Below are 14,111 nucleotides of genomic sequence, written 5' to 3' on the forward strand. Positions count from 1 at the left end.
GACCGGCCCCTCCCCAGCCGCGCCGCCGACGCGCTCTGACGACGTCCACAGCTAGGACAGGCAGGAGATGGCGATGACCGCCGCCGACGACAGGGTGATCGAGGCGCTCCGCGCGTCCCTCAAGGTCAACGAGCGGCTGCGGGAACAGAACCAGCGGCTCACCGCCGCCGCGCGGGAGCCCGTCGCCCTCGTCGCCACGGCCTGTCGCTACCCGGGCGGGGTGACGTCGGCGGAGGACCTGTGGGAGCTGGTCGCCGCGGGCCGGGACGCGGTCGGCACCTTCCCGACCAACCGCGGCTGGGACGTCGACCGGCTCTACGACCCCGACCCGGACCGACCCGGCACCTCCTACACCCGACACGGCGGGTTCCTCTACGACGCCGGCGCGTTCGACCCCGGCTTCTTCGGCATCAGCCCCCGCGAGGCCCTGGCCATGGACCCCCAGCAGCGGCTGCTGCTGGAGATCTCCTGGGAGGCGTTCGAACGTGCCGGCATCGCCCCCACCGCGGTCCGCGGCAGCCGCACCGGGGTGTTCGCGGGCGTCATGTACCACGACTACGGCGCCCGACTGCACACCCTCCCCGAAGGCTTCGAGGGCTACATCGGAAACGGCAGCGGCGGCGGCGTGGCCTCCGGCCGCATCGCCTACACCCTCGGCCTCGAAGGGCCGGCCGTCACCGTCGACACCGCCTGCTCCTCGTCGCTGGTCGCCCTGCACCTGGCCTGCCAGGCGCTGCGCGCCGGGGAGTGCACCCTGGCCCTGGCCGGTGGAGTCACCGTCATGTCCACCCCGAGCCTGTTCGTCGAGTACTCCCGGCAGCGCGCCCTGTCGACGGACGGCCGGTGCAAGGCGTACGGGGCGGGCGCCGACGGCACCGGCTGGGCCGAGGGCGCCGGGATGCTGCTGGTGGAGCGGCTCTCCGACGCGCGGCGGCTCGGACACCCCGTCCTGGCCGTGGTACGAGGCAGCGCCGTCAACCAGGACGGCGCCAGCAACGGACTCACCGCCCCCAACGGACCCTCCCAACAGCGAGTCATCCGGCAGGCCCTGGCCAACGCCGGCCTCTCGGCCTCCGAGGTGGACGCCGTCGAGGGACACGGCACCGGCACCACGCTGGGCGACCCGATCGAGGCCCAGGCCCTGCTGGCCACCTACGGGCAGGAGCGCGCCGCGGAAGCCCCGCTGTGGCTGGGCTCCATGAAGTCCAACGTCGGCCACACCCAGGCGGCCGCCGGCGCCGGCGGCGTCATCAAGATGGTGATGGCCCTGCGGAACGGGACGCTGCCGCGCACCCTGCACGCCGACGAGCCGTCACCCCACGTCGACTGGGACTCGGGCCGCGTGCGACTGCTCACCGAGGCCGTGGCCTGGCCGACCGGCGACCGCCCACGCCGCGCCGGCGTCTCCTCGTTCGGCGTCAGCGGCACCAACGCCCACGTGATCCTCGAAGAGGCACCCGCCGATCTGCTCCGCGTGGCGTCGCGGACGGCTCCCGACGAGGGGTCTGCGGCGGCTTCGCGGACGGCTCCCGCCGAGGCGTCCGCGGCGGCTTCGTGGACGGCGTCGGCCGACCCGCTCGGGGCGGTGGCGCAGGCCGCCTCCGCCGATCGGCTCCATCCGGCGTCGCGGACGGATCCCGCCGAGGCGACCCCGGTGGAGTCGCGGGCTGGGGCCGCCGACGCGTCTTCGGCGGTGTCGCGGACCGAGTCCGCCGACGCGCCCGCGGCGGTCTCGGGGACGGCGCCGGTCGACCCGCTCCGGGCGGTGCCGCAGCCCGCCTCCGTCGAACCGCGCCCGGCGGCGCGGGCGACCGCGTCCCACGGCCACGCCATCGCCGGACCGTTGCCCTGGCCGGTCTCGGGCGCCACGCCCGAGGCGCTGCGCGCCCAGGCCGCCGCGCTGCGCCGCCGCCTCGCCACCGACTTCGACACCGCGACCCACCCCGTCACCGACTCCGGCACCGACTCAGACGCCGCCACCCACTCCGACACCGCCGCGCACCTCGCCGATGTGGGGCACGCGCTGGCCACCGGCCGGGCCCACCTGGCCCACCGCGCCGTCGTCCTCGGCACCGACCGGGAGTCCCTGCTGCGCGGCCTGGACGCGGTGGCCGCCGGCGAGCCGCACGACGCCGCGGTGACCGGGGGCACGCCGGCGGCCGGGGGTGGCGCGGGAGTGGTCTTCGTCTTCCCCGGGCAGGGCGGCCAATGGGCCGGCATGGGCCTACGGCTCCTGGAGACCTCGACCGAGTTCGCCGCGCGGATGGCCGCGTGTGAGACGGCGCTGGCACCCCATGTCGACTGGTCGCCGCGGGAGGTCCTGCGCCGGGACCGGACCGACCCCGTGTGGGAGCGCGCGGACGTCGTCCAGCCGGTGCTGTTCGCCATGATGGTGTCGCTGGCCGGCCTCTGGAGGTCGTACGGCATCGAACCGGACGCCGTGGTGGGCCACTCCCAGGGCGAGATCGCGGCCGCCCACGTCTGCGGCGCGCTCACCCTGGAGGACGCGGCCAGGGTCGTGGCCCTCCGCAGCCGGGCGCTCCAGGCCCTGTGCGGCTCCGGCGGCATGGCCTCCGTGCCACTGCCGGCCGACGAGGTCGCGGAGGTGCTGCGGACCGAATGGCCGGACCGGCTGTGGATCGCCGCCCACAACGCCCCCGCGGCCACGGTCGTCTCCGGCGACGCCGACGCCCTGGCCGAGGCCCTGGAGTACTACCGGGCCCGGGACGTCCGAGCGAAGCGCATCCCCGTCGACTACGCCTCCCACTGCCCGCACATCGAATCCGTGCAGCGGGAACTGGCGGGCCTGCTGCACGACATCACCCCGCGGCCCGCCGACATCCCGTTCCACTCCACCGTCGACAACCGGTGGATCGACGACACCACCGCACTCGACGCCGCCTACTGGTACCGGAACCTGCGGCAGCCCGTGCGGTTCGCCGACGCGATCCGCGCCCTCGGCGAGACGGAGCACCACACCTTCGTCGAGGTCGGCCCGCACCCCACCCTCACCCCCGCCATCCAGGACACCGCCGAGGCCGCCGGCCACACCGCCGTCGTCATCGGCTCGCTGCGCCGCGACACGGACGACCCGCGTCACCTGCTCACCTCGCTCGCCCGCGCCCACGTCCACGGCCTGCCGGTCGCCTGGGACCGCCACTACCGGGCGCTGGTCCCCGCGCCGCGCCATGTCGACCTGCCCACGTACGCCTTCCAGCGCGACCACTACTGGCTGGACGCGCCCGCCGCGGTCGGCGACGTGACCGCCGCCGGGCTCGCCCCGGCCGGACATCCGCTGCTGGGCGCCGCGACCGGCCTCGCCGAGCGGGACGGATACCTGCTCACCGGACGCCTGTCCACGACCACCCACCCCTGGCTCGCCGACCACTCCGTCGCCGGCGCGGTCCTGCTGCCCGGCACCGCGCTGCTGGAACTCGCCGCGCACGCCGGCGAACGCCTGGGCTGCCCCCGGGTGGAGGAGCTGACCCTGCACGCCCCGCTCATCCTCCCCGCCGAGGGCGGCGTGGTGCTCCAGGTGGCGGTCGGCGCCGCGGACGAGACCGGCCGCCGCGAGCTGAGCGTCCACGCCCGGCGCGACGAACCCATGGGGGAGTCGGCATCGGAAGGCGCGGCATCGGAGGGCATGGCGACGGAGGGCCCGTGGACGCGGCACGCCAGCGGCACGCTGAGAGCGGAGGCCGGTGCCGGTGCTTGTGCCCATGCCCCTGCCCCGGCCCCTGTCGACGCTCCCGCGGCCGGGCCGGGACCGCTCGCGCACCCCTGGCCCCCACCGGACGCCGAGCCCCTGGACCTCGACGGGCTCTACGACCGGCTGGCCGCGGCCGACTTCGTCTACGGCCCCGCGTTCCGGGGGCTGCAGGCCGCATGGCGACACGGCGCCGAGACTCTCGCCGAGGTCCGGCTGCCCGACGGCGTCATCGCGGACGCCGCCCGGTTCGGCCTCCACCCCGCCCTGCTCGACGCCGCGCTGCACACCCTGGGGCTCGACGACCGCCAGAGGGGCGGAGACCAGGGCCGCCTGCCCTTCACCTGGCGCGACGTCCGACTCCACGCCTCGGCCGTCTCCACCCTGCGGGTGCGGCTGCGACCGCTGGGTCCCGACGCGGTGGCCGTCGAGGCGACCGACGAGCACGGCGCGCCGGTGGTCTCGGTCGCCTCGCTCGCGCTGCGCCCGGTGTCCCTGGAAGACCTGCGAGCCCCCGACGGCGCCGTGCGCGACGCGCTCTACGCCCTGGAGTGGATCGCCACGCCCGACCCCGCGCCACCGGTCGCCCTGGGGCGGTGCGCCGTCCTCGGCGACGCCGGCCCCGGATGGACGACAGCGCTGGAGGTGTCCGCCCGGGGGCCGGTACGGCACCACCCCGACCTGCCCGCGTTGCTACGGGCCCTGGACGCCGGCGACCCGGCGCCGGACCTGGTCTTCGTAGGCTGCCACCCCGCAGCCGCCGCGACGCCCGCGGAGCCGGCGGCTGTCCACACCCGCACCCACCAGGCACTCGGCCTGCTCCAGGGCTGGCTCGCCGAGGAACGACTGGCCGACGGGCGCCTGGTGGTCGTGACCTCTGGGGCCGTGGCGGCGACCCGGGTCGACCGTCTCGGCGATCCGGCGGGCGCGGCGGTGCGCGGACTGGTGCGCTCCGCCCAGGCCGAGGAGCCGGACCGCTTCCTCCTGGTGGACCTGGACACGAGCCGGGAGTCGGTCGCGGCACTGCCCCGGGCGGTGGCCCTCGGCGAACCGCAGACGGCCGTTCGGGGCGGCCGGATCCTGGCGGCCAGGCTGGCCCGGGCCGGTGCCCGGGCAGCCGCCCTGCGGACCCCATCCCAGCCAGGGGGCGGCTGGCGGCTGGAGTCCACCACGTCGGGCACCCTCCAGGGCCTGGAGCTGGTGCCGACGCCGGCCGACCCCGCCCCGTTGGGCCCGGCCCAGGTGCGGATCGCGGTGCGTGCGGCCGGCCTGAACTTCCGCGACGTCCTGGTGGCCCTGGGCATGGTGCCCGGCCAGACGGGGCTGGGCAGCGAGGGCGCGGGCGTGGTGCTGGAGGTCGGTCCGGAGGTCACGGACCTGACGCCCGGAGATCGGGTGATGGGCGTGTTCGCGGACGCCTTCGGCCCGGTGGCGGTGGCCGACCGGGCCGCCCTGGCGCGCATCCCCGACGGCTGGTCCTTCGCACAGGCGGCCGCCGTGCCCGTGGTCTTCGCGACCGCCTACTACGGCCTCGTCGACCTGGCCGGGCTGCGGCCGGGGGAGTCGGTGTTGGTGCACGCCGCCGCCGGCGGGGTGGGCATGGCCGCCGTCCAGATCGCCCGCCACCTCGGTGCCGAGGTCTACGCCACCGCGAGCCCGGAGAAGTGGGACACCGTCCGTGCCCAGGCCATCCCGGATGACCGCATCGCCTCCTCCCGCACCGTCGACTTCGAGTCCCGGTTCACCGGAGGCCCGGACGGCCGTGGGGTCGACGTGGTCCTGAACTGTCTGGCCCAGGAGTACGTCGACGCGTCCTTGCGGTTGACGGCCCGTGACGGCGGCCGGTTCCTGGAGCTGGGCAAGACCGACATCCGCGAGCCCGCAGAGGTGGCGCGGGCCCACCCCGGCGTCGCCTACCAGGCGTACGACCTGATGGACGCAGGCCCCGAGCGCGTCGGCGAGATCCTGCGCACCGTACAGCGGATGTTCGCCGACGGCGTGTTCACCCCGCCGCCCCTCACCTGCTGGGACGTGCGGCAGGCCCCGGACGCCTTCCGCCACCTCCAGCAGGGCCGCAGCATCGGCAAGAACGTCCTCACCCTGCCCGCCGCGTGGGACGCCCACGGCACCGTGCTGATCACCGGTGGTACGGGCGTGCTGGGCGGAGCCCTCGCCCGGCACCTGGCCGCCACCGGCAGGGCCCGGCACGTGCTGTTGGCCGGCCGCCGCGGGCCCGACGCGCCCGGCGCCGCCCGGCTCACCGCCGAACTCGCCGAACTGGGCGCCGAGGCGACCGTCGTGGCCTGCGACGTCGGCGACCGGGCCGCCCTCGCCGAGCTGCTCGCGGGCCTCCCGGCCGAGCATCCGCTGACTGCCGTCATCCACGCCGCGGGAGCGCTCGACGACGCCACGCTCGGCTCCCTCACCGCACGGCACCTCGACACCGTCCTGGCTCCGAAGGCCGACGCCGCCTGGCACCTGCACGAGCTGACCCGCCCCCTGGACCTCGCCGCCTTCGTACTTCTCTCCTCGGCCGCCGGCGTCCTCGGCGCCGCGGGACAGGCCAACTACGCCGCCGCCAACGCCTGCCTCGACGCCCTCGCCCAGCACCGGCGCGCCACCGGGCTCCCGGCACAGTCCCTCGCCTGGGGGCTGTGGGGCGAAGCCAGCGGCATGACCGGCCACCTTGACCACACCGACCACACCCGCATGGCCCGCTCCGGACTCCTGCCACTGGGCACCGACGAGGCTCTGGCACTGTTCGACGCCGCCCTCACCGAGGACACGCCGCTGCTCCTTCCGGCCCGACTCGACACCAGGGCCCTACGTGCCGACACCGCGCCACCGCTGTTCCGCGGCCTGACCCGACCGGCCCCGCGGCGCACCCGGCCGACACCCTCCGGCGGCCACGCCTCCCTCCGCGTCCGGCTGGCCGGCCAGGACGCCGCCGCGCAACGGGAGACCCTGGTCACCCTCGTACGCGGCCACGCCGCCACCGTCCTCGGCCACCCGAACCCCGACGCCGTCCTCGCCGACGCCACCTTCCGAGACCTGGGCTTCGACTCCCTCACCGCCGTCGAGCTCCGCAACCGGCTCAACGAGGCCACCGGCCTCCGGCTCCCCGCCACCCTCGTCTTCGACCACCCCACCCCCACGGTGCTCGCCCGTCACCTCCACGAGGGACTCCTCGGCGGCCGGGCGACGGCGACCGCCACCGCCTCGACCCCCACGGCGAGCGCCACGACGACCACCGGCGGCGACGAACCCATCGCGATCGTCGGCATGGCCTGCCGCTACCCGGGAGGCGTGCACGGCCCGCAACAGCTGTGGGAGCTCGTCGCCTCCGGCACCGACGCCGTGAGCGGCTTCCCCGACGACCGCGGCTGGGACCTCGACCGACTCTTCCCCTCCGACCCGGATCGCCCCGGCGCCTCCGCCACCCGCCACGGCGGCTTCCTCCACGACGCGGGCGACTTCGACGCGGCGTTCTTCGGCATCAGCCCGCGCGAGGCGCTGGCCATGGACCCCCAGCAACGGCTGCTCCTCGAAACATGCTGGGAGGTCTTCGAGTCAGCGGGCATCGACCCCACGTCCGTACGCGGCAGCCAGACCGGCGTCTTCGCCGGGGTGATGCCGGCCGACTACGGCCCGCGTCTGCACGACACCGCCGCCGAGGTCGAGGGCTACGTCCTCACCGGCACCTCCGGCAGCATCGCCTCCGGCCGCCTCGCCTACGCCTTCGGCCTGGAAGGCCCCGCCGTCTCGGTGGACACGGCATGCTCCTCGTCCCTGGTCGCCCTCCATCTCGCCGCCCAGGCGCTCCGGGCCGGGGAGTGCTCCATGGCCCTGGCCGGCGGGGTGACGGTGATGCCCACCCCCGGCGCCTTCGTGGAGTTCTCGCGCCAGCGGGGACTGGCGGCGGACGGTCGGTGCAAGGCGTACGGGGCGGGAGCGGACGGAACGGGGTGGTCCGAGGGCGTGGGCTTGTTGTTGGTGGAACGACTGTCGGACGCAAGACGGTTGGGACATCGGGTGTGGGCGGTGGTGCGGGGGAGCGCGGTCAATCAGGACGGCGCGAGCAATGGCCTGACGGCGCCGAACGGTCCGGCGCAGCAGCGGGTTATCCGCGCGGCGTTGGCGGCCGCGCGGGTGGGGGCGGGCGATGTCGACGTGGTGGAGGGGCACGGGACGGGGACGCGGCTGGGCGATCCCATCGAGGCACAGGCGCTGCTGGCCACGTACGGGCAGGAGCGGCCTGCGGGCCGGCCGGTGTGGCTCGGGTCGGTGAAGTCGAACGTCGGACATGCGCAGGCGGCCGCGGGGGTGGGTGGGGTCATCAAGATGGTGATGGCCATGCGGCATGGGGTGCTGCCGCGGACACTGCATGTGGAGGAGCCGTCGCCGCACGTGGACTGGTCGTCGGGCGCGGTGCGGTTGTTGAGGGAGCCGGTGCCGTGGCCGGAGACGGGGCGGCCCCGGCGGGCGGGGGTCTCCTCCTTCGGGGTCAGTGGCACCAACGCGCACGTCATCCTGGAGCAGGCGCCCACAGTGGAGGAGCCTGCACCGGACGGGGCCTCGGGATCGTTGTCGCCCTGGGTGGTGTCGGCCAAGACCGGGGAGGCGCTGCGGGCACAGGCGCGGCGGTTGCGCGAGCATGTGCTGGCACGGCCGGAGTTGGACCTGGCCGGTGTCGGACACGTTCTGGAGACGGGACGGGCGCGCTTCGAGCACCGGGCGGTGTTGCTGGGCCCGGACCGGGAGGGGTTCCTACGCGGCCTGGAGGCATTGGCATCGGGTGAGGAGTGCGCGGGTCTCGTGCGGGGTGTGGCCACGGGCGTGGGAAAGCTGGCGTTCCTGTGTTCGGGGCAGGGGACGCAGCGCGTGGGCATGGGTGCCGAGCTGTATGAGGCGTCCCCACTGTTCGCACGGGCCTTGGACGAGGTGTGCGGGCATCTGGACCCGTATCTGGAGCGGCCGCTGCGGGCCGTGCTGTTCGGTGAAGGCGAGGAAGCGGCCGGTCTGCTGCATCAGACGGGCCACACCCAACCCGCCCTGTTCGCCCTTCAGGTCGCCTTGCACCGCCTGGTCACCGAGGGGTACGGGCTCACCCCGCACTTCTACGCCGGGCACTCGCTCGGGGAGATCACCGCGGCCCACCTGGCGGGGATCCTGAGCCTGCCCGACGCCGCGCGTTTGGTCGCCACCCGCGGCCGGCTCATGCAGTCCCTCCCCGCCACGGGTGCCATGACCGCCATCGAGGCGAGTGCGGAGGAGGTGACCCCGTATCTGGCGGGGCGGGAGGACCAGGTATCGCTCGCGGCGGTGAACACGCCCACCTCGCTGGTCATCAGCGGCGACCGGGACGCGGTGGAGGGGATCGCCGAGCAGTTCGGGGGCCAGGGTCGGAAGGTCACCTCACTCCAGGTCAGCGGTGCCTTCCACTCATCCCACATGGAACCCCTCCTCGACGAGCTCAACGACACCGCCCAAGCCCTCGCCTACCACCCACCCCACACCCCCCTCATCACCGGCAACCCGGGCGGCGCGGACCCCACCACCCCCGACTACTGGGTCCACCAAGCCCGCAACCCCGTCCATTACCACGGCATCACCCGCGAACTCCACGCCCACGGCGCCACCGGATTCCTCGAACTCGGCCCCGACTCCACCCTCACCGCCCTGACCCACCACAACCTTCCCGACACCGCACCCCAAGCCCACGCCCTCCTCCACCCCGACCACCCCGAAACCCACACCACCCACACCGCCCTCGCCCACCTCCACACCCACGGACACCCCACCACCTGGCACCCCCCCCACCACAACCGAACTCCCCGGCCTCCCCACCTACCCGTTCCAACACCAGCGCTACTGGCTTAACTCGGCGTCTTCTGCGGGTGATGTGGCCGCGGCCGGGTTGGAGTCGGCGGGGCACCCACTGCTCGGCGCCGCGGTCGGGCTCGCGGACGGCGATGGGTGTCTGTTCACCGGGCGGCTCTCGCTCCGCACGCACCCGTGGCTCGCCGATCACGCCATCGCCGACACCGTGCTGCTCCCGGGAACGGCCTTCCTCGAACTCGTGCTTCAAGCCGGTGACCGTATGGAGTGCCGGCACATCGAGGAGTTGACCCTCCAGACTCCGCTCGTCCTGCCGGAGGGCGGCGGGGCCGTACTTCAGGTGGCCGTGGCCGCACCGGACGAGGCGGGACGCCGCGCGGTGCACGTCTACTCGCGCCGTGAAGACGGCGGTGGCGCGGCGGATCCGACGGAAGCCGCCTGGACGCGCCACGCCACCGGCTTCCTCACGGCGGAACCGGGCGGCGATGAATCCGGCGACACGGCCGACGGGTTGTGGGGCGAGGCGTGGCCGCCGTCGGATGCCGTAGCCGTGGATCTGGAGGAGCTGTACGACCGTTTGGCAGCGGCGGGTTTCGGCTACGGGCCGTCGTTCCGGGGCCTGCGGGCCGCATGGCGTCGTGGGGACGAGCTCTTCGCTGATGTACGCCTGCCGGAGGACGCGCCGGGTGGCCCGACGGGGGCGCGGTTCGGGCTGCACCCCGCGCTGCTCGACTCCGCGCTCCACACCCTTCCGCTGCTGTCGTCTCTCCAGAGCCAGAGCCAGAGCCAGAGCCAGAGGCAGAGCCACCAAGGCGAGAAACAAGTCCAGAACCAGGACCGGAGTCAGGCCCAGGGCCCGTACCAGGAACAAGGCACGGGGCTGCCGTTCGCCTGGAGCGCGGTGACCCTGCACACGCCGGGCGCCACGGCCCTGCGGGTTCGGCTGGGGCCTGACGGCTCCGAGCCGGGGGCCGTCTCGGTCGAGGTGGCCGACGAGACGGGCGAGCCGGTGGCCTCGGTGCGCTCGCTGGTGCTGCGTCCGGTGTCCACGGCTGAACTGCGGGCAGCGGCGGCCCGGTCTCCGCACCACGACACGCTGTTCGAGGTGCGGTGGGAGCCCGTTCCCGACCCGGGGGAGACGTCGGAGGCAGCGGCGACGTCGGCCGACTGGGCGGTCATCGGGTCCGGCCCGGCCCCGGGCGCGGCCGACGACCCCTTCCGCGCGGCACGGCACACGTACCCGGACCTGGCCGCGCTGCGGGAGGCCGTCGCCGGCGGCGCTCCGGTTCCCCGTACGGTCCTGACCTGGTCCGAGGCGAGGGACGGGGCTGCCGAGTCGCGCGGCGCCGTGCATGCCGCCGCGCACCACATGCTGGCGCTGGTGCGGGAGTGGCTGGAGGACGACGCCTTCGCCGCCGGGCGCCTGGTGGTGCTCACCCGTAACGCCGTGGCCACCACGACGGAGGAAGACGTCACGGACCTGGGCGGCGCGGCGGTGTGGGGCCTGGTGCGCTCCGCGCGAGCGGAGCACCCCGACCGGTTCCTGCTCCTCGACCTGGAGGGCTCCGGAGCCCCGGAGGACCACCGCCGGGCGCTGTCCGCCGCCCTGACCTGCGGGGAATCCGAGGTCGCGGTGCGTGGCGGCACCCTCCACGCCCCCCGACTGTTCCGGATGGCCGGTCCCGACCCGGCGGGGCCCGCCCAGGCCCGCGCCGAGGCCGCGAGGAAGCGACCCTGGGCCGCCGATGGAACGGTGCTCATCACCGGAGGCACCGGCAGTCTCGGCGCGATGCTCGCCAGGCACCTGGTGGTGGCCCACGGCGTACGCAACCTCCTGCTCGTCAGCCGCCGCGGTCGCGAAGCGTGGGGTGCTCGTCGGCTTGAGGCCGAACTGGTGGCACTCGGGGCGACCGTGACCATCGCGGCGTGCGACGCGTCCGATCGGAAGCGACTCGGCAGGACCCTGGCGGCCATCCCCGCCGAGCACCCGCTGACCGGGGTGGTGCACGCGGCCGGAGTGCTGGACGACGGGGTGCTCCCGTCCCTCACACCGGAGCGGATGAGCCGAGTCCTGCGCGCCAAGGCGGACGTCGCGCTCAACCTCCACGAGCTCACCCGTGGGCTCCCGCTCGCCGCCTTCGTGTTGTTCTCCTCGCTGGCCGGAGTCATGGGCTCGCCGGGCCAGGCCAACTACGCGGCGGCCAACGCCGTGCTGGACGCGCTGGCCTGTCGCCGACGCGCCGCATGGCTTCCCGCGGTGTCCATGGCCTGGGGGGTGTGGGAGCAGTCCGGAGACGGCATGACCGGACGACTGGACGCCATCGACCACTCCCGCTTCGCCCGTTCGGGGCTGCGGCCCCTGTCCCCGAGCGAGGGACTGGAGCTCTTCGACAGGGCCCTGGAGTGCGACCGGCCCGTGGCCGTGCCCGCCGCGCTCGCCATCACGGAACTCCGAGCGTCCGGGGCCGCCGTACCCTCGCTCCTCCGGCATCTGGCGTCGCCGGCGCGGTCCCGTTCCGGCGGCCCCGGCGGCCGCGACGCGACGGCCGGCGGCCCGGCGCTCCTGCGCCGCCGGTTGACCGGCCTGGGGGCCGAGGAGCAGGTGCGGACGCTGTTGCGGCTGGTGCGCTCCCAGGCGGCGGCGGTGCTGGGACACGGGGCGGCCGACGCGATCCCGGCGGAGTCCGCCTTCCGTGATCTCGGCTTCGACTCCCTCACCTCGGTAGAGCTGCGCAACCGGCTCCAGACGGCCACCGGTCTGCGCCTCCCGGCCAGCCTGGTCTTCGACCGTCCCCACCCCCTCGCGCTCGCCCGCCGGCTGCGGGAGGAGCTGGTCGGCGACGACGCCGCCGCGGCGGACGCCGACGGCGCGCTCCCCGCCCCGGCCGTCGGCGGTGCGACCGACGAACCGGTGGCGATCATCGGCATGGCCTGCCGCTACCCGGGCGGGGTGCGATCGGCCGAGGGCCTGTGGGACCTCGTCGCCTCCCGTGGGGACGCCGTGGGCGACTTCCCCACGGACCGTGGCTGGGACGTGGAGCGGCTCTACGACCCCGACCCGGACCGGCCCGGAACCAGTTACACGCGCCGAGGCGGATTCCTCTACGACGCCGGGGACTTCGATCCGACGTTCTTCGGGATCAGCCCCCGCGAGGCGCTCGCCATGGACCCGCAGCAGCGGCTGCTGCTGGAGATCTCATGGGAGGCGCTGGAACGGGCGGGCATCGACCCCGCCTCGATGCGCGGCAGCCTGACCGGGGTGTTCGCGGGGGTGATGTACCACGACTACGGCACCCGCCTGCGCGTCATCCCGGAGGGCTTCGAGGGGTACATCGGCAACGGGAACGCCGGCAGCGTCGCCTCCGGACGCGTCGCCTACACCTTCGGGTTGGAAGGCCCCGCCGTCACCGTGGACACCGCCTGCTCGTCGTCGCTGGTCGCGCTGCATCTGGCCTGCCAGGCCCTGCGGTCCGGCGAGTGCGCCATGGCGCTGGCCGGGGGCGTCACCGTCATGTCCACCCCCACCACCTTCATCGAGTTCTCCCGGCAGCGCGGGCTCGCCCCCGACGGCCGCTGCAAGTCGTTCTCGGCCGGGGCGGACGGCACGGGGTGGGCGGAGGGCGCGGGGATGCTGCTGGTGGAGCGCCTCTCCGACGCGCGGCGCAACGGCCATCGCGTCCTCGCCGTGGTGCGCGGCAGCGCCGTCAACCAGGACGGCGCGAGCAACGGCCTCACCGCCCCCAACGGCCCCTCCCAGGAGCGGGTCATCCGGCAGGCGCTGGCGAACGCGGCCGTCGCCCCCGCGGAGGTGGACGCGGTGGAGGGGCACGGCACCGGGACGACGCTCGGCGACCCCATCGAGGCACAGGCGCTGCTCGCCACATACGGCCGGCGGAGGCCCAGGGAACGGCCGCTGTGGCTCGGGTCCGTCAAGTCGAACCTCGGACACACCCAGGCCGCCGCGGGCGTGGGCGGGGTCATCAAGATGGTGATGGCCATGCGCCACGGGCTGCTCCCGCCCACCCTCCACGCCGACGAGCCGTCGCCCCACGTGGACTGGTCGGCGGGCGCGGTCCGGCTGCTGACCGACGCTGTGCCCTGGCCCGACAACGGTCACCCTCGTCGGGCGGGCGTGTCCTCGTTCGGCGTCAGCGGCACCAACGCCCACGTCATCCTCGAACAGGCAGCACCCGAGCCCCTCGGACAGGCGCCAGACGAACAGACACCGCCCGTGGAGGATCCCGAGCCGCAGGGGCCGGCCACGGAACCGCGCCCCCTGCCCTGGGTGGTCTCGGCCAGGTCGCAGGCCGCGCTACGCGCCCAGGCGCGCAGGCTGCACACCTTCGCCGCCACAGCGACCGACCTGGCCCCGGCGGACATCGGCTACTCCCTGGCGGTAGAGCGATCCACCTTTGAGCATCGTGCTGTGGTCATCGGTTCGGACCGCGAGGAACTGCTCCAGGGCCTGGACGCGCTCGCCACCGGCCGACCCCACCCCACCCTCCACCACACACCCCCCACCACCACGACCACCACCCCAGGCCGGATCGTGTTCGTCTTCCCCGGC

General features: G+C 74.9%; 1 protein-coding gene and 1 pseudogene. Both read left to right on the forward strand.

The genetic code is table 11. The features are described 5' to 3' along the window. Positions 1 to 100: 100 nt before the first annotated feature. Positions 101 to 9,514, forward strand: a pseudogene (locus CD790_RS35345) (SDR family NAD(P)-dependent oxidoreductase); the annotation flags it as partial. Positions 9,515 to 9,608: 94 nt separating this feature from the next. Next, a partial coding sequence (locus CD790_RS27840) for a type I polyketide synthase (protein ID WP_222108306.1) occupies positions 9,609 to 14,111 on the forward strand: 4,503 nt, incomplete at its 3' end.

It is taken from the genome of Streptomyces sp. SAJ15, from assembly GCF_007595705.1.
In the GTDB taxonomy this organism is placed as follows: Bacteria; Actinomycetota; Actinomycetes; order Streptomycetales; family Streptomycetaceae; genus Streptomyces.